This is a genomic window from Pantoea sp. Lij88, assembly GCF_030062155.1.
Classification (GTDB): Bacteria; Pseudomonadota; Gammaproteobacteria; order Enterobacterales; family Enterobacteriaceae; genus Pantoea.
In genome coordinates, this window is sequence record NZ_CP118269.1 from 1,873,332 (window position 1) to 1,890,819 (window position 17,488).

A 17,488-nucleotide genomic window follows, 5' to 3' on the forward strand; every position below is an offset into this window, starting at 1 on the left:
GCCTGACCCGAACACTTAACCGGCAGGCTGCTGATTAGCGCGACCGGCTGGCAGAGGACGTGAATTGCCCTCATTATCGACCGCCACGTAGATAAAGACCGCTTCAGTAGCGCAGTAGGTCTGTCCAATCGGCTCAGACGACACTTTTTTAATCCACACTTCCACGTTAATCGTCATGGAACTGTTGCCGGTACGAAGACAGCTCGCATGACAGCTCACCACATCGCCCACCGCGACGGGCTTCATGAATGACATGCCGTCAACGCGCACCGTGACCACGCGTCCTTCAGCGATCTCTTTCGCCAGAATCGCGCCGCCCATATCCATCTGTGACATCAGCCAGCCACCAAAAATATCGCCGTTGGCGTTGGTATCGGCTGGCATGGCGAGCGTACGCAGCACCATTTCGCCTTGCGGCAATTTATGTTTTTCGCCCATTGCTTCCACTTTTTATGCAGGTGAATGCTAAAAAAATGCCCGGCGAACCGGGCAGATGATTATTTTTGTTCCTGCTGCGGCATCTGTCGCCAGATATAAAGCCCGCTCAGCAGAGTAAACAGTAAGGTCAGACCGGAGAGACCGAACACTTTAAAGTTAACCCAAAACGCCTGAGATAACCAAAATGCAACATAGATGTTCACCAGGCCGCAGATCAGGAAGAACAGCGCCCAGGCGACGTTGAGACGACGCCAGACCGCATCGGGCAGCTGCAGCTCCTTGCCCAGCATGCGCTGAATCAGCGTCTGCTGCATAAACCACTGGCTGTAGAGCAGGGCAGCGGCAAACAGGCTGTAGATCACCGTGACTTTCCACTTAATGAATTCATCGTTGTGGAACACCAGCGTCAGGGTGCCAAAAACGGCCACCAGCACAAAGGTGAAAATCGTCATCTTTTCCAGCTTGCGATAAAGCACCCAGCTGACAACCAGCGCCAGGCCGGTGGCCACAATCAGTGCGCCCGAGGCGACAAAAATGTCATACAGCTTGTAGAAGATGAGAAAAACCACCAGGGGGAGAAAGTCGAGTAGCTGCTTCATAGTTTTTCCATTCAGAGTTGCCTGCAAATGTGCCCGAAGGCACACCGTCAATCAACGTAACAGCATATAGAGCCGATAGAGATAGATAATCAACATCGCTGAAACCACATTGCCAGCTGCGGTGAAAATCACCGAAGAAACATTCAGCGGTAATACCGTCAGCGACGAGAAGAACAGCATGACAATTACTTTAGCCAGCAGCCAGAGCAGAATAGCGGGGGCAATCAGCCTTATATTCTTCCACGCCATCCGCATGCTGGCGCGCATCGCGGCAAAGACACCCATCTTCTCACTGGCGACCATGACCGGTGCCAGCGACAGCAGCATCGTCAGCAGAATGCCTGGCACCACCAGCACCATAAAGCCCAGTTGCGCCACCAGCGTCATCAGGAAGGTGAGCAGCAGCAGTTTGGGCAGCAGCGGGGCGGATGCACCAATCGCACGCAGCGCACTGACGCGCTGGCCGGAAGAGACCATCGGGATCAGATAGAGCATGCCGCCAAGCAGCAGCGTATTTCCCATCAGCGCCGCAAAGGTGCTGGCCGCCGAAGCGCGCAACAGCACCTGCTGCTGTTCCGGTGACATATTCTGCACCATCTCAAACAACGAACTGGCACTGTCATCGCCCTGCTGCAGGATTGCCATCTGATCGGCGCCGGGTGTCAGCACATGCACCAGCATGACGGTGACGAACGCGGCCAACAGCGACATCAACAGGACTGTAGAGAGTTGATGGCGCGCAAAATTTCCTGTGTCACGGTATAACGAGCTTGCCGTGATAGACATGTACTCTCCTTGGAGGAACCGGGTTAATTAACCCGGCGATTGTACATGTTCTGGCAGCTCCGGGGCACCCGGCAGGGCATAACTTTCTGTAATATGAGGTAAAGAGGGCGCAAAAAGTGCAGGAAGACCATAGCGCGCGCGGGCGCGATCGCAGGCTTCGTTATGGATACCCGCTTCACCCGACAGGGTAAACTCCCGACAGGGCGTCGGACGCTGTTCATAAATTCCACAGGAGACGCAGCCGCCAATGTCGCCCTGCAGCGCAACGCAACGGGGTGCAGCGCTGTTAGTGCCACGCATATTGCGCATAAACAGGTTAAGCGGCTCGGTGAGTTCAGTCGGCACCAGGCCACCCGCATCATCGGCTTCAGCCCAGTAAAATGAGACGCGGAAATGGGCGCAGCAGGCGCCACAGCTGACACAAGGGTTAGAAAGTTCACTCATTTGATCACCCGCCCCTCCCAGGGCATCGAACCAAAATCAACAATGAAGATAAGCAAAATAGGGCGGGCGATATTTTTCAGCAAGCGGAATTTTGCACCGCCTGTTAATGGCAAAATTGATCTAAATCAATCCATTGTTTTATAAGCACTTTATCGGAACGCTTATGAGTGCAATTTTATGTAAATCACGTTAAATAATTGCCAGCAAAAAAGCGGCGACGTTCGCTATTTTAACATTAAGCAAAGGAGTGAAGATGAAACTGGCAAAATGCGCGATGCTGCTGGCTCTGGCTCTGCCCCAGCTGGCGATGGCCCACGAAGCGGGCGACTTCTTTATGCGGGCTGGCAGCGCCACCGTCCGTCCCACGGAAGGTTCCGATAATGTGCTGGGGATGGGTGAGTTCAGCGCCTCCAACGACACGCAGCTGGGTCTGACCTTCACCTATATGGCAACGGATAATATTGGTGTCGAGTTACTGGCGGCCACGCCATTCCGTCATAAAGTGGGTCTCGGCCCGACCGGCACGCTGGCCACCGTGCGCCAGTTACCGCCCACGCTGATGGCGCAGTACTACTTCTTTGACAGTAAAAGCAAAGCGCGTCCTTACATTGGCGTGGGTATTAACTACACCACCTTTTACGATGCCGATTTCAACCAGACGGGTCGCGACGCGGGCCTGACCGATCTCAGCGTTAAGGATTCCTGGGGTATGGCGGGTCAGGTCGGTCTGGATTACCAGATTAACCGCGACTGGATGCTGAATGCGTCGGTGTGGTACATGGATATTGATACAGAAGTGAAGTTCAAAGCCGCTGGCGAGCAGCAGAACATCAATATGCGGGTCGATCCGTGGGTCTTCTTCTTTGGTGCGGGTTACCGCTTCTGATGAGAAAAAGGCCGCTGAATCAGCGGCCTTTTTATGTCAGTTAAGACGTTATTTGATCTGCATATTGTTGACGACCGACTTCACGCCTGGCACGCTGCGCGTAACCTGAACGGCACGATTCGCCATCTGTGGTGATGAAACAAAGCCGCTCAGCTGAACTTTACCTTTGAAGGTTTCTACGTTGATTTCAGTCGATTTCAGCGACTCATCTTTCAGCAGCTCACCTTTAACTTTTGTGGTCACCACGGTGTCATCAATATAGCCACCGGTTCCCTCTTTGGTTGCGGTTGGCGCACAGGCGCTCAGTGTCAGCGCAACAACGCCCGCCAGTACAGCACCTGTCAGCAGTTTAACGAATTTCATTGCTTTCTCTCCCTGTCACAAATTGGATGCGACGTTACCGTAACGGCGCATTGTCATTGTGGTGCAGATTTTGCAAAAAGGGCAAATAGCGGAATGAAAAAAAAGGAAACAAATCATGCCTTATCGCGTGATAAGGCATGATGGCAGGATTAACGGCTGGCGGCTTTAAGGCGGCTGACGAAATTCTTCAGTTCGCTCAGCATCACTTCGGGTTCTGCATGGTGTTTTTCAATGATTCTGACAATGGCAGAACCGGAGATAGCGCCTGCGGCACCGGAAGCGATCGCTTCTTTAACCTGCTCAGGTTCGGAGATCCCAAAGCCCTGCAGTGGCGGCGCGGCATTGTATTCACGCAGCTTGTCGATCAGATGCTTCAGCGGCAGGCTGGCGCGGTTTTCTGCACCGGTTACGCCCGCGCGTGACAGCAGGTAGGTGTATCCCCGTCCATGCGACGCGATCTCACGCAGCAGTTCATCGCTGGCGTTAGGCGGACAGATAAAGATTGGCGCGACGCCATGGCGCAGAGCCGCCTGGCGGAAAGGCGCTGACTCTTCAACCGGCACATCGGCCACCAGCACTGAATCCACCCCGGCTTCTGCACAGCGGGCATAGAACTCATCCACGCCGTTAGTGAAGACCAGGTTGGCGTACATCAGCAAACCAATCGGCAGCTCCGGGTATTTACGGCGAATAGTCGCCAGCATCTCAAAACACTGGCTGGTATTGGTGCCCGCCGCAAAGGCACGCAACGTCGCGTTCTGAATGGTCGGGCCATCCGCCAGAGGATCGGAGAAGGGAATGCCCAGCTCCAGCGCATCCGCACCGCCTTCAACCAGCGCATCAATCACACGCAGTGAAAGCTCAGGGGAAGGATCGCCCAGCGTAACAAAAGGAACGAAAGCGCCTTCGTTATTCGCTGACAGACGGGTAAAAAGTTGATTATAACGTTCCATCAGATTTCTCCCTGCGCTGTCAAAATGTCATGAACGGTGAAAATATCTTTGTCGCCACGGCCAGAGAGGTTAACCACAATCAACTGCTCTTTTTCCGGCTCAGCGTGTATCATCTTCATGGCGTGCGCCAGGGCGTGGGAAGACTCCAGTGCCGGAATAATCCCTTCCGCACGACAGAGCAGTTTGAAGGCGTCCATCGCTTCGTTATCGGTAATCGAGACATATTCCGCACGACCGATGCTGTTCAGGTGCGCATGCTGCGGGCCGACTGAAGGGAAGTCGAGACCGGCAGAGATCGAGTAAGACTCCTCAATCTGGCCATCATGGGTCTGCATCATCGGTGATTTCATACCAAAGTAGATGCCGACGCGGCCATGCTTAAGCGGTGCGCCATGCTCACCGGTTTCAATACCGTGGCCTGCAGGCTCTACGCCGATCAGCTTCACGCCCGGCTCGTCGATAAAGTCGGCAAACATCCCGATGGCGTTTGAGCCACCGCCCACACAGGCGAGGATGGCGTCGGGCAGACGGCCCTCTCTTTCCAGAATCTGCTTTTTAGTCTCTTCGCCAATCATGCGCTGGAACTCACGCACGATCGTCGGGAAGGGATGCGGACCCGCCGCGGTGCCGAGCATGTAGTGTGAAGTCTCGTAGCTGCCAGACCAGTCGCGCAGCGCTTCGTTACAGGCGTCTTTCAGCGTGGCGGAGCCGCTGTGAACCGGGATCACTTCTGCACCCATCAGACGCATACGGAACACGTTAGGGGACTGACGCTCGACATCTTTCGCACCCATATAAATGCGGCATTTCATGCCCAGCAGCGCACAGGCCAGCGCTGAAGCCACGCCGTGCTGACCGGCACCGGTCTCGGCAATGATTTCGTTTTTGCCCATACGCTTAGCTAACAGCGCCTGACCCAGCACCTGGTTCGTTTTGTGCGCGCCACCGTGCAGCAGATCTTCACGCTTCAGATAGAGGCGGGTTTTCGTGCCTTTGGTCAGGTTTTTGCACAGCGTCAGGGCAGTAGGACGACCCGCATAGTTCTTCAGCAGGTCGGTAAATTCGGCCTGAAACTCAGGATCTTTCTGGGCGTCGACAAACGCCTGTTCCAGCTGGCGCAGGGCTGGCATCAGGATCTGCGGAACATACATTCCGCCAAATTCGCCAAAGTAGGGATTCAGTAACGTCATCTTTTATCTTCCTTTCTCGGGCCCGCCGTTGAGCAGGCCAGGCAAATCAGTAGGCACGCAGCGTCTGAAACACCGCGGCAATTTTACGGGCATCTTTAATGCCAGGCGCGCTTTCCACGCCAGAGTTGAAGTCCAGCCCGGCACAGCCCAGCTGCGCGGCTTCAACACAGTTATCTGCGCTCAGGCCACCGGCCAGCAGCACATTGTTCAGGTTCTGACCCTGTAACAGCGACCAGTCGAAACGCTGTCCGGTGCCGCCATCGCCATTATCAAATACATAACGGTCAACGTGCGGCCAGTCGCGCGCCGGTAAAGCACCTTCAATACGCAGCGCCTTCCAGATTTGAATCTCTGCTGGCAGAGCCTCGCGCAGTTCGGCCACAAACGCCGGGGTCTCGTTGCCATGCAGCTGAACGGCTGACAGTGAAAGTGCCGTGGCTTGCGTGACAACGTCACTAACTGAGTGGTTGCGGAACACGCCCACGTAGCGCAGCGGCGCGGCGGCGATCACGGTTTGCGCGGTGGCGGTGTCAATCTGACGCGGTGAACCTTCAGCGAAGATCAGCCCGCCGTAAATGGCGCCGGCTTCATAGGTGGCACGCGCATCTTCAGCACGGGTTAAGCCGCAGACTTTATTGCTGCCCAGTGTGACGCGACGCACCGCGCCGGTCAGGTCCGCTTCTTCCATCAGAGCAGAGCCAATCAGGAAGCCATTTGCAAAGTGGCTCAGCTCGCGGATATCGGCATAGCTGTTAATGCCCGATTCACTGATCACCGTCACGCCGTGCGACAGACGTGGCGCCAGCTGACGGGTGCGGTTGAGATCGATAGAGAGGTCGCGCAGATCGCGGTTGTTAATCCCCACGACTCTGGCCTGCAGCGCGATAGCCCGCTCCAGCTCCTCTTCATTACTCACTTCAGTGAGAATGCCCATCTTCAGGCTGTGCGCCACGGCGGCCAGCTGACGATACTGCTCATCATCCAGCACCGACAGCATCAGCAGGATCGCATCCGCCTGGTAGTAGCGGGCCAGATAAATCTGGTAAGGGTCGATGATAAAATCTTTGCACAGCACCGGCTGGGTGATGGCGGCGCTGACAATCGGCAGAAAGGCGAAGTCGCCCTGAAAATATTTCTCATCGGTCAGCACGGACACCGCGGAAGCGTAGTGGCGATAAACCCCGGCAATGGCGGCCGGATCGAAATCCTCACGAATCACGCCTTTTGAGGGCGACGCCTTTTTACACTCCAGGATAAATGCGGTTCTTGCACCCTGCAGCGCGTCGTAGAAATGACGGCTGGCAGGTTCAATGCTGTTCTGAAAGGTGGAGAGAGGCTGCTGCTGCTGACGGGCTTCCACCCAAATCGCTTTGTCCTGAACAATTTTTTCTAACACGGTGCCTTTCATGATTATCCTCTTGCTGCCAGTGCGACTACACGCTCATAAGCCTGTCCGCTGCGGATGGCGTTAAGCGCCTGCTGTGCGTTTTCACGCAGATCTTCCTGACCGAATACTTTAAGCAACATCGCCACGTTAACGGCGACCGCCTCCTCATGGGCCTGCTGGCCATTACCCTGGAGTAAAGCCGTCAGAATGTCACGATTTTCTTCCGGCGTGCCGCCCGCCAGCGCCTCTTTGGGATGGAAGCCAAAACCGAAGTCTTCTGGCGAGAGCTGATAGCGGGTAATTTCCCCTTCACGCAGTTCAGCCACATGGGTCACATCGTGCAGCGCCACTTCATCCATGCCGCCACCGTGAACCACCGCCGCACGCTGATAACCCAGCACTTTCAGAGTCTGTGCAATCGGCATTACCAGTTCCGGGCTGTAGACGCCAATCACCGCCAGCGGAGGACGCGCCGGGTTGATCAGCGGACCTAACACATTAAACAGCGTGCGGGTCTTAAGCTGCTGGCGAACCGGCATCGCGTGGCGAAAGCCCGTGTGATACTGCGGCGCAAACAGGAAGCAGACGTTCAGATCGTCCAGCGCCTGGCGCGCCCGGTCAGCGGGCATATCGAGATTGATGCCAAAGGCGGCCAGCAGATCGGACGAGCCCGATTTGCTGGAGACGCTGCGGTTGCCGTGCTTCGCCACTTTCAGACCGCAGGTCGCGGCCACAAAGGCGCTGGCCGTCGAGATATTAATGCTGTTACTGCCATCGCCGCCGGTGCCCACGATGTCGGCAAACGCGTAGTCAGGGCGGGGAAACGGTTTGGCATCTTCCAGCAGCGCCGTAGCGGCACCGGCGATCTCTTCCGGCGTTTCACCGCGCACTTTCATGGCGACCAGCGCGGCAGCGAGCTGGGTTGGCTCCAGCTGTCCGGTAATAATGGCGCTGAACAGCTGATGACTCTCAGCCTGATTCAGCGTCTGCGCCTGGTAAAGTTTTTCCAGTGTCTGTTGCATCGTTATTCTCCCTGTTACTTCGCCAGCGCCCAGGCCAGCGTCTGCTCAAGCAGGCGCGCGCCCTGAGAAGTCAAAATCGATTCAGGATGGAACTGAAACCCGCAGACGCGATCGGTTTCATGGCGAACGGCCATTACCATCCCGTTGTAACTGGCGTTAACCGTCAGCTCATCCGGCGTGTTGCTGCCCACCAGCGAGTGGTAGCGCGCCACGGGCAGCGGATTGCTCAAACCCTCAAACATCGCCTCGCCGTCATGAACAATAGATGAGGCTTTACCGTGCAGGATCTCGCCTGCCTGACCCACCTGGCCGCCATAGGCCTCCACAATCGCCTGATGTCCCAGACAGATGCCGATAATCGGCAGACGGCCGCGCAGTACCCGCAGCAGCTCCGGCATACAGCCCGCATCTTTTGGCGCGCCGGGGCCGGGGGAGAGCATCAGCACCGGGTTTTCCATCCGCTGCAGCTGTTCAATTAACAGTTCTGCAGGCAGGTTGTTACGGTAGATCACCACGTTGTGACCAAAGGTCCGCAGCTGATCAACCAGGTTGTAGGTAAAAGAGTCGATGTTATCGAGCAGCAGAATATCGGCCATCAGAAGATCTCCTTGCAGTGATGGGCAGTCGCGATAGCGCGCAGAACGGCGCGGGCTTTATTGCGGCTTTCATCAGCTTCAGCCTGCGGATTGGAATCCAGCACCACACCGGCGCCCGCCTGAACGGTGGCGACGCCATCTTCGACATAGGCCGAACGAATAACGATACAGGTATCAAGATCGCCCTGAGCGGTGAAGTAGCCCACCGCGCCGCCGTAGCTGCCGCGACGGGTGCGTTCAGCACCGGCAATCAGCTGCATGGCGCGTACTTTTGGCGCGCCGCTCAGCGTGCCCATGTTCATACAGGCGCGATAGGCGTGCAGCACGTCGAGGTCGGCGCGCAGCGTGCCCACGACGCGGGAAACCAGATGCATTACAAATGAGTAGCGGTCGACTTTGGTCAGGTCAGCGACATAACGGCTGCCGGGCACGCAGATACGCGCCAGATCGTTACGCGCCAGATCCACCAGCATCAGATGCTCAGCCAGCTCTTTATGGTCGGTGCGCATCTCCAGCTCAATGCGGCTGTCGAGATCGCGGTCCAGTGAGCCATCCGCATGGCGGCCACGCGGGCGGGTACCGGCAATCGGGTAGATCTCAATCTGACGTGAGGTGGCGTCATACTTCAGCGAGCTTTCCGGCGATGCGCCAAACAGCGCGAAATCCTGATCCTGCATAAAGAACATATACGGGCTTGGATTGCTGTTTTTCAGTGTGTCGTAGGCGGCCAGCGGTGACGGGCACGGCAGCGAGAAGCGGCGTGACGGCACGACCTGGAAAATTTCGCCGATGCGAATCGCCTGCTGCATGGTGCGAACCACGTCGCAATACTCTTCATCGCTCTGGCTGGTGGTCAGCGTCATCTGTTCAACCTTTTGTACCGGCAGAGCAGGTGCTGGCTGCAGCATCTGGCCATGCAGCTGCTCAATGCGGCGCTGCAGACGCTGGAACTCGCTGGTGGACGGGCAGAACAGGCTGGCCTGCAGACGCGCACTGCGGGTCTGGTGATCGATCACCAGTAAGGTCTCTGCCAGATAGAAACAGTAGTCGGGGCAGCGCTGCTGGTTATCCAGCTCCGGCAGGGTTTCAAAACCGGCCACCAGATCATAAGCAAACAGGCCACCCAGCAGCACGGCTTCGCGCTCGTCGGCCGGGGAGTTAACCAGCTGTGGAATCAGACGCAGTGCATCAAACACCGACAGCGCCTTAAGGCGGGAATCTTCGTCCTGCTGATGATCGGTGCTCTGTGGGAACGTCAGTTCGCGGCCATCGGGACGGACCTGATTGCTGACGGAGGCGGGCAGAGCTTCATCCAGCAGCGGCAGCACGGCACGGCCATTTTCTGACAGTGCCTGCACGGTAACCGTATTACCCATGGCGCTGATGCGCAGCGCACTGTCGACAATCAGCAGACTTTTTAAATTGCGCTTGCTGTCGATGTCAGCAGATTCGAGCAGCAGGGTTGCCGGACGTGCGCCGCACAGCTGATGAAACACTGCGGCCGGATCTTCGCGATAGGGCGCGTTGCCGGTAATCAACTTCACTGTAGGTTTCGCATTTGGCATGATGATTTCTCTGAATTTCGCTCAAAAAAAAGCCCGCTCGGTGGCGGGCTCAGGTATTCGCACAGCATTTACGCAAAGTGTGCACGACCCAGTCGCCCGTTTTCGGGAACATCGCGCCAACCGTTTAAATGCGTGATTACACTAGCCATGATTGAATACCCGTTACGTGTGAACTTGTGTACTAGTTAACGGGTTCAGGGCGGAAATGTCAATAGCCTTTTTCACTGAGCGTTAAAATCGTTATCATGCTGGCCGGTTTAGTTTCAGCAGGAGTTCTCTTGAGCGATATCGCCCGTTTCCCGGTTTATGATTTACACAGCCACACGCGTGCCTCCGATGGTTTTCTGACGCCAGCCGCGCTGGTGCAGCGAGCCGTAGAGATGCGCGTCGGCGTACTGGCGATCACCGATCACGACAGCGTTGCAGGGGTAGAGGAAGCGCAGCAAACGGCACTCGACCACGATCTACCAATAAAAGTGCTGGCAGGCGCAGAGATCTCCACGCTGTGGGAGAACCATGAGATTCACATCGTGGGCCTGAATATTGATATCCACCATCCGGCGATGGTGACGTTTCTGGCAGGACAACACGCCTGCCGACAGACGCGGGCGGAAGAGATGGGTGAGCGACTCGCGAAGGCACGTATCCCGGATGCGCTGGCCGGTGCGATGCGACTGGCGGATGGCGGTATCATCACCCGTGGTCACTTTGCCCGTTTCCTGATTGAGCAGGGCAAAGCGGAAAATATGGTGCAGGTATTCAAAAATTATCTGGCGCGTGGCAAAACCGGCTACGTGCCGCCACAATGGTGTACAATTAAACAAGCTATTGATGCGATTCATCATTCTGGTGGTTGCGCCGTGCTGGCGCATCCTGGCCGTTACGGATTATCGGCTAAGTGGCTCAAAAGGCTGGTCGCCCATTTCCGCGAAGCGGGCGGCGATGCGATGGAAGTCGCGCAGTGCCAGCAGCCACCTAATGAGCGCACGACACTGGCGCAATACGCCAGAGATAACGAACTGGCCGCATCACAAGGTTCTGATTTTCATCAACCCTGCCCGTGGATTGAGCTGGGCCGCAAACTCTGGCTGCCCGCGGCGGTTGAGCCGGTCTGGGAACGCTTCCCGGATCTCGCGCCCCGCCTGGCAATCACGGAAAGGTGACACGAGGTTTTTATGAGTCAATTGTTTCACATTCATCCGGATAACCCACAGCCGCGCCTCATCAGTCAGGCGGTCGACTACCTGAATAAAGGCAGCGTCATCGTCTATCCTACCGATTCCGGTTATGCGCTGGGCTGTCGGCTGGAAGAGAAGGGCGCGATGGAGCGAATTTGCCGTATCCGTCAGCTCGACGGACACCACAACTTCACCCTGATGTGCCGGGATCTTTCGGAGCTGTCGGTCTATTCGCAGGTGGGCAACTCCGCCTTTCGCCTGCTGAAAAACAACACGCCGGGCAACTACACCTTTATTCTCAAGGCGACCAAAGAAGTGCCGCGTCGCCTGATGAATGATAAACGTAAGACCATTGGTCTGCGCGTACCCTCCAATCCGGTGGCGCTGGCGCTGCTGGAAGCGCTGAATCAGCCGATGATGTCGACCTCATTAATCCTGCCGGGCAACGATTTTACTGAGTCCGACCCGGAAGAGATCCAGCACAGCATTGGTAAGCTGGTTGATCTGATCATCGACGGCGGTACGCTGGGGCAACAGCCGACCACGGTGGTCGACCTGACCACCGATTCGCCGGAAATCGTGCGTGAAGGCGTGGGCGATACCCGCCCGTTCCTGTAATTAAGTCAGGTTTCAGACACCGCGGGTCGGTGTCTGAGCCAGATTCGCCTCTAACCAGTTCTTAAACTGACCGTAAGGAATATAAAGTGACACATCTTTCAGGATCACTTTATTATTACGACCGTTCTTAATCGAGTCAGAATAGCCAACAATAACGCCGCTCAGCGTATCATCACGGTTATAAACACCGCCGCCCGACATTCCCTGAACCACGCCTGCGTTAGACGCCATTGCGATACAGGGGCTTTTATTCCAGTCATTCCGGATTGCCGTGCGGGCTAAATTAACCCCGGTCGACTCCACCGGCATCGCGGAAATAAAGCTGTAGCCATACATTTTAACGGGATCGCCAATGTCACCGCTGCGGAATTTAGCCAGCGTTCTGGCATCATTCTTGTGATAAATAATCGCAAGGTCGCAATAAGGGTGATAAGACTTCACGCGCTGCACGGCGGTTTTAGCAACGTGCGCAGCCGTGAGGCTATATTCAGGCGTCAGAGGTATGCTGGTGCCCAGTGTGCCAAGACCGAGGATCGTCGGAATGCCAGTCACGCTCATATCTACGTGCTGCATCGCCGTACGACTGTACTCAGTGTGGCCCACAGAGCACCCGCTCAGGACCAGTGCAGCAAGCACCGGGCACAGAAACAGGTTTCTCATGATGGTTTTCTTTATTCAGGCATGTCGGGAAATCCCTGGTGAAGATTTTTGACATGCAAGCAAGGTTCATCACTGAACCGTATTAACGCAACAACTCCGGATGCGCCGGTTTATTGGATTAATGTAAAAACACTATTTTTATTAACGAATGACAAAAGCCAGACTGTAATGTCGCAGGACCGCTTTATCGCGGACTTTGCTTTTTTATTGTGCTAACGGGATTCAGTGTATCAGCTTAATAGTGTCGTACAATTTATTAAATCTTATAAAAACTAAATGTCATGAAAAATAGGGTTTTAAATACATCTGCCTTAAGAATAATCTGCCTTTTTCATATTCACCGCTCACTTATCATGGCTAAAATCAATCAGATGGTTTTTTATGCTGACTTTAATGTTTTTTGCAGGCGATTAAAAGCAAGAGCTAAACGGAGGAAGTGTAAGATAGTGTTAAGGTTTTCATCCTCAGAACATCACTTTGATGAAAAAAGAGTGGTTAGAAAATTTAATTGTCATTAGCTATAAAGTTTTTGAGACATTCATTTTATTAAACATATTTTCTTATCAGTTGGCCGGGCTTTATTTAAATCAGCATTAACAATTATCAGATCTCAAACTATCAGAGGCCGACCCTTCTTTATTGGCTATTAACGGATTTATAAAGCGCGTTACATCAGCGTTAAATGCCTGTATAATGGGGCAAACCTGCTAAGTTAACCTGTTGATTTAGAAAGGATTATCACCTAATTATGACGCCTGGGAAGGCGACAAAGAGGAAGCTCAATGAGCGAAAAGTTACAGAAAGTCTTAGCGCGTGCCGGTCATGGCTCGCGTCGTGAAATCGAATCAATGATTGCTGCTGGCCGTGTCAGCGTTGACGGCAAGATCGCCACCCTGGGCGACCGCGTCGAAAGCAGCAAATCCCTTAAAATCCGTATTGATGGCCATCTGGTATCGATTGCTGAATCAGCAACCGAAGTCTGCCGCGTGCTGGCTTACTACAAACCGGAAGGTGAACTCTGTACCCGCAGCGATCCTGAAGGCCGCCCGACGGTGTTTGACCGTCTGCCGCGTCTGCGCGGTTCACGCTGGATTGCCGTTGGCCGTCTGGATGTGAACACCTGTGGTCTGATGCTCTTCACCACCGACGGTGAACTGGCGAACCGCCTGATGCATCCGAGCCGTGAAGTGGAACGTGAATATGCGGTGCGCGTGTTTGGTCAGGTTGACGATGATAAAATTCGTCAGCTGAGCAAAGGCGTTCAGCTGGAAGATGGCCCGGCTGCGTTCAAAACCCTGAAGTTTGGCGGCGGCGAAGGCATCAACCAGTGGTACAACGTGACCCTGACTGAAGGACGTAACCGTGAAGTGCGTCGTTTATGGGAAGCGGTCGGCGTGCAGGTCAGTCGTCTGATGCGTGTCCGCTATGGCGACATCACCTTACCAAAAGGCCTGCCGCGCGGTGGCTGGACCGAACTGGATCTGCCTGCGGTGAACTACCTGCGTAACCTGGTGGAGCTGGATGATGAAACCGTCACTAAGCTGGTGGTCGAGAAAGATCGTCGTCGTACCAAGGCGAACCAGATTCGTCGTGCGGTGAAACGTCACAGTAAAGTGAGCAGCAGTCCCCGAACTCCACGTCGCAATCCGGGCAGCAAACGTAACTCCGGTTAATCCCGTTGTCCGATCGCGAAAAACGCAGCCTCAGGGCTGCGTTTTCTTTTTCTGCTACCAGTCAATTCCCTGCTGAGCTTGGATACCGGCATCAAACGCATGCTTAACTGGCCGCATCTCCGTTACCGTATCCGCCATCTCAGTCAGGCTGCGATGACAGCCGCGCCCGGTAATGATTACGCTCTGATGCGCCGGGCGCTGTTGCAGGGCGGTAATCAGGTCGTCCAGAGGCAGATAATCCATGCTGACCATATAAGTGATTTCATCGAGCACGACCAGGTCGAGCTGCTCATCGGCCAGCATCCGTTTTGCATGCTGCCACACGGCCAGACAGGCGGCGGTATCCGTTTCGCGGTTCTGCGTGTCCCAGGTAAACCCGGTTGCCATCACCTGAAACTCCACACCGTGCTGTTCCAGCAGGTTACGCTCGCCATTCGGCCAGTCACCTTTAATGAACTGAATGGCCGCCGCTCGCTTGCCATGACCGGTGGCGCGCAGTGCCGTGCCAAAGGCTGCGGTGGTTTTGCCTTTACCATTGCCGGTAAACACCATCAGGATGCCGCGAACCTCGGTGGCCGCCGCAATGCGCGCATCAACCTGCTCTTTTAACCGCTGCTGACGCTGTTGATGACGGTCGTCCGCCATTATTCCGCGGCTCCCGGTTTTCTGCCCGGTTGTGCATCAAAGCTGATACCGGTTTTGCGTCGGCTGTCATCACCCATCAGATAAAGGTAGAGCGGCATCAGATCGGCAGGGGTTTTCAGCTTATTTGCATCTTCCTGCGGGAAGGCACTGGCGCGCATTTTGGTGCGGGTCCCGCCCGGATTGATACAGTTTACCCGCAATGCCTGCGTCTTATACTCATCGGCCAGCACCTGCATCATGCCTTCGGTGGCAAATTTAGAGACAGCATAGGCGCCCCAGCCTGCGCGACCGGTGCGGCCTACGCTGGAGGTGGTAAACACCAGTGAACCGGCATCTGACTTCAATAACAGCGGCAACAGCGCCTGCGTCAGGAAGAAGGTGGCGTCCAGGTTGATGTTCATCACCTGCTGCCAGACCTGAGGGTCGAGTTCTGCCAGCGGCACAATTTCACCGAGGATACCGGCGTTATGCAGCACGCCGTCAAGACGCGGGAACTGCTGTGACAGTTGTTCTGCCACCTGCTGGCAACGTTCCGGTGTCGCTTCGGCCAGATCGAACACTACGGTGTGAGCAGGGCATTGATTAAGTTGACGGATGGCCTGTTCGACCTGCTGAAGTTTCTCAGGGTTACGGCCCATCAGGATCACTTCAGCGCCATAACGCGCGTAAGTTAGCGCCGCTTCGCGGCCAATGCCATCTGAAGCGCCAGTCACCAGGATAATACGGTGATTGAGCAGGTCGCTTTTCGGTTGATAATGCACAGCGGGTTCCTCCAGCGAAAACAGCATGATTCCGCTTTATGCCTGAATTTACGAATGGGCGCAATCGCCAACCCACGCATTCTGTGCCAGCTGCTGGCATTTCAGGCGACGGAGCAAAGCAAAACGGCTAAACTGGCGAACTGTTTTTGATTCTCTGTTACTAAGGCGACCTGATGGATTTTATTTCAACGTATGGACTGTTTTTAGCGAAAGCGGTGACTCTGGTGGTTGCCGTCGCTGCGATTGTCATGATTATCATGAATGCCGCGTTACGTAAGCGGGCACAAAGCGGTCAGCTTCGCCTGACACATCTGGGTGATGACTATCAGCAGATGAAAGAGGATTTACAGCTGGCAAAAATGCAGCCGCAGGCGCAGAAAGTCTGGCTGAAAAATCATAAAAAAAGTGAAAAGCTGAAAGCCAAAGCAGAAAAACAGGCGGCGAAGCAGGGCCGGACTGACAGTGTTAAACCCACGCTCTACGTGCTCGATTTTAAAGGCAGCATGGATGCCGGTGAAGTGGCGTCGCTGCGTGAAGAGATTTCAGCTGTGCTGGCTGTGAAGCAGCCGGGTGATGAAGTGCTGCTGCGGCTTGAAAGCCCGGGTGGCGTAGTGCATGGCTATGGCCTGGCGGCCTCTCAGCTGCAGCGCCTGCGCGATCAGGGTCTGCGCATTACGGCAGCGGTGGATAAAGTTGCAGCCAGCGGCGGATACATGATGGCCTGCGTGGCCGATCGCATTGTAGCTGCACCGTTCTCAATCATTGGCTCCATCGGCGTGGTTGCGCAGATCCCGAACTTCAACCGCCTGCTGAAACGAAACGATATTGATGTTGAGCTGCACACCGCAGGACAGTACAAGCGCACGCTGACGCTGTTTGGTGAGAACACCGAAGAGGGACGTGAGAAATTCCAGGAAGATCTCGACGAAACGCACCTGCTGTTCAAACAGTTTGTCCACCAGATGCGCCCGTCACTTGATATCGATAAGGTAGCCACCGGTGAACACTGGTATGGCCGTCAGGCGCTGGATCTGGGCCTGATTGACGAAATCGGCACCAGCGATGATCTGATTATCCGTCAGATGGATCAGTTCAACGTGCTCGGCGTCCATTACGCCCGCCGCCGCAAAATGATGGACCGCTTTACCCAGAGCGCCGGATCGGTGGCAGAGGGCCTGCTGCTGAAACTCTGGCAGCGCGGCGAGAAGCCAATGCTCTGATACGAAACCCGGCCTGTGCCGGGTTTTTTATTCCAGGTGGTAGAGCGGCGACAGCACCACGGCAAGGTGTTTAAAGACGTTAAATACCGCGGTGGTTTTTGTCGTTGGCAGTCCCTCCGCGTCCAGAAAAAACGGTCCGCGAAAGACCAGCACACCGGCCTGTTGAGTCACCTCATCCGCCTGCATACCCGCTAAATAATCGTCATGCTCCCTGATCAGCGCATTGGCCTTTTCCAGCAACGCCTGGCGGGAAATAGGCTGAGTCGTTCTCTCCATTTATTCGCTCCTTTTTGACAGCACCCAAATCCTTTCTATATTACTGGCGAGTCACGCGGTGTGACAAATCGGTCTGAACGATGAAAACCTGGCGTAAGTTCGGGCTGAGTGCTAATTAAGTTGCGTAACAGATTTTATCAGGTAGAGTGTGGGCGATTCCGATTTCAGGGATTTTGCACCAGGATGTGCGAAGAGTTCAGATTGAAAAAGCACGCTTTATCATGCAGT

General features: G+C 55.1%; 18 protein-coding genes, 1 pseudogene and 1 other annotated feature. Of the genes and pseudogenes, 5 read left to right on the forward strand and 14 right to left on the reverse strand.

What is annotated here, in order from left to right; translation table 11 throughout:
* Positions 1-15 precede the first annotated feature (15 nt).
* The 4 genes from yciA to PU624_RS12490 are packed head-to-tail and all read right to left on the reverse strand — an operon-like array spanning position 16 to position 2,267.
* A complete protein-coding gene (yciA, locus tag PU624_RS12475) occupies positions 16-438 on the reverse strand; it encodes an acyl-CoA thioester hydrolase YciA (RefSeq protein WP_003853906.1) in 423 nt (140 codons plus the stop codon).
* 59 nt (positions 439-497) lie between these two features.
* Positions 498-1,037 carry a septation protein A gene (locus PU624_RS12480; RefSeq protein WP_283547864.1) on the reverse strand — a complete coding sequence of 180 codons (540 nt, stop codon included), beginning with the start codon at positions 1,035-1,037 and terminating at the stop codon, positions 498-500.
* Between the two features lie 51 nt (positions 1,038-1,088).
* Positions 1,089-1,823 carry a YciC family protein gene (locus tag PU624_RS12485; RefSeq protein WP_283547865.1) on the reverse strand — a complete coding sequence of 245 codons (735 nt, stop codon included), beginning with the start codon at positions 1,821-1,823 and terminating at the stop codon, positions 1,089-1,091.
* A gap of 27 nt (positions 1,824-1,850) precedes the next feature.
* Positions 1,851-2,267, reverse strand: a complete 417-nt coding sequence (locus PU624_RS12490; RefSeq protein WP_283547866.1) for a YkgJ family cysteine cluster protein — start codon at positions 2,265-2,267, stop codon at positions 1,851-1,853.
* A gap of 253 nt (positions 2,268-2,520) precedes the next feature.
* On the opposite strand from PU624_RS12490, the gene ompW reads away from it, so the two are divergent.
* Positions 2,521-3,153, forward strand: coding sequence for an outer membrane protein OmpW (gene ompW, locus PU624_RS12495; RefSeq protein ID WP_283547867.1), 633 nt, complete (start codon positions 2,521-2,523; stop codon positions 3,151-3,153).
* A 48-nt stretch (positions 3,154-3,201) separates the two neighbouring features.
* On the opposite strand, the gene PU624_RS12500 is transcribed toward ompW, so the two are convergent.
* From PU624_RS12500 to PU624_RS12525, 6 genes and pseudogenes are all read right to left on the reverse strand, one after another.
* Positions 3,202-3,516 carry a BON domain-containing protein gene (locus PU624_RS12500; RefSeq protein WP_003853895.1) on the reverse strand — a complete coding sequence of 105 codons (315 nt, stop codon included), beginning with the start codon at positions 3,514-3,516 and terminating at the stop codon, positions 3,202-3,204.
* 149 nt (positions 3,517-3,665) lie between these two features.
* A complete protein-coding gene (trpA, locus tag PU624_RS12505; protein ID WP_283547868.1) occupies positions 3,666-4,469 on the reverse strand; it encodes a tryptophan synthase subunit alpha in 804 nt (267 codons plus the stop codon).
* Positions 4,469-5,659, reverse strand: a complete 1,191-nt coding sequence (gene trpB / locus PU624_RS12510) for a tryptophan synthase subunit beta (protein WP_283547869.1) — start codon at positions 5,657-5,659, stop codon at positions 4,469-4,471. Before trpB ends, trpA begins: the two co-directional genes overlap by 1 nt.
* A 46-nt stretch (positions 5,660-5,705) precedes the next feature.
* Entirely contained in the window at positions 5,706-7,067 is a 1,362-nt protein-coding gene (gene trpCF, locus PU624_RS12515) for a bifunctional indole-3-glycerol-phosphate synthase TrpC/phosphoribosylanthranilate isomerase TrpF (protein WP_283547870.1), read from the reverse strand.
* Positions 7,068-7,069: 2 nt separating this feature from the next.
* Positions 7,070-8,664, reverse strand: a pseudogene (trpD, locus tag PU624_RS12520) (bifunctional anthranilate synthase glutamate amidotransferase component TrpG/anthranilate phosphoribosyltransferase TrpD).
* Positions 8,664-10,229 (reverse strand): anthranilate synthase component 1, encoded by a 1,566-nt coding sequence (locus tag PU624_RS12525; protein ID WP_283547871.1) that lies wholly within the window; start codon positions 10,227-10,229, stop codon positions 8,664-8,666. Before PU624_RS12525 ends, trpD begins: the two are co-directional and overlap by 1 nt.
* 23 nt (positions 10,230-10,252) lie before the next feature.
* Positions 10,253-10,354: a sequence feature (Trp leader region), on the reverse strand.
* Positions 10,355-10,507: 153 nt separating this feature from the next.
* On the opposite strand from PU624_RS12525, the gene rnm reads away from it, so the two are divergent.
* Positions 10,508-11,392, forward strand: coding sequence for an RNase RNM (rnm, locus tag PU624_RS12530; protein WP_502921581.1), 885 nt, complete (start codon positions 10,508-10,510; stop codon positions 11,390-11,392).
* Between the two features lie 12 nt (positions 11,393-11,404).
* Entirely contained in the window at positions 11,405-12,025 is a 621-nt protein-coding gene (locus PU624_RS12535) for an L-threonylcarbamoyladenylate synthase (protein ID WP_283547873.1), read from the forward strand.
* Positions 12,026-12,037: 12 nt separating this feature from the next.
* On the opposite strand, the gene PU624_RS12540 is transcribed toward PU624_RS12535, so the two are convergent.
* Positions 12,038-12,685 (reverse strand): serine protease, encoded by a 648-nt coding sequence (locus PU624_RS12540; protein WP_283547874.1) that lies wholly within the window; start codon positions 12,683-12,685, stop codon positions 12,038-12,040.
* A gap of 782 nt (positions 12,686-13,467) precedes the next feature.
* On the opposite strand from PU624_RS12540, the gene rluB reads away from it, so the two are divergent.
* The gene (gene rluB, locus PU624_RS12545; RefSeq protein WP_283547875.1) at positions 13,468-14,358 is read left to right on the forward strand and encodes a 23S rRNA pseudouridine(2605) synthase RluB; all 891 of its coding nucleotides are present in this window, start codon (positions 13,468-13,470) and stop codon (positions 14,356-14,358) included.
* A 54-nt stretch (positions 14,359-14,412) separates the two neighbouring features.
* Here the strand turns inward: rluB and cobO are convergent, their stop codons facing one another.
* Complete coding sequence (cobO, locus tag PU624_RS12550; RefSeq protein ID WP_283547876.1) at positions 14,413-15,003, reverse strand: cob(I)yrinic acid a,c-diamide adenosyltransferase; 591 nt, start codon at positions 15,001-15,003, stop codon at positions 14,413-14,415.
* A complete protein-coding gene (locus PU624_RS12555) occupies positions 15,003-15,764 on the reverse strand; it encodes a YciK family oxidoreductase (protein ID WP_283547877.1) in 762 nt (253 codons plus the stop codon). Before PU624_RS12555 ends, cobO begins: the two co-directional genes overlap by 1 nt.
* A gap of 173 nt (positions 15,765-15,937) precedes the next feature.
* Here PU624_RS12555 and sohB point away from each other — a divergent pair, with 173 nt between their 5' ends.
* Positions 15,938-16,984, forward strand: a complete 1,047-nt coding sequence (gene sohB / locus PU624_RS12560) for a protease SohB (protein ID WP_283547878.1) — start codon at positions 15,938-15,940, stop codon at positions 16,982-16,984.
* A gap of 27 nt (positions 16,985-17,011) precedes the next feature.
* On the opposite strand, the gene PU624_RS12565 is transcribed toward sohB, so the two are convergent.
* Positions 17,012-17,260, reverse strand: a complete 249-nt coding sequence (locus PU624_RS12565) for a YciN family protein (RefSeq protein WP_283547879.1) — start codon at positions 17,258-17,260, stop codon at positions 17,012-17,014.
* Positions 17,261-17,488 lie beyond the last annotated feature (228 nt).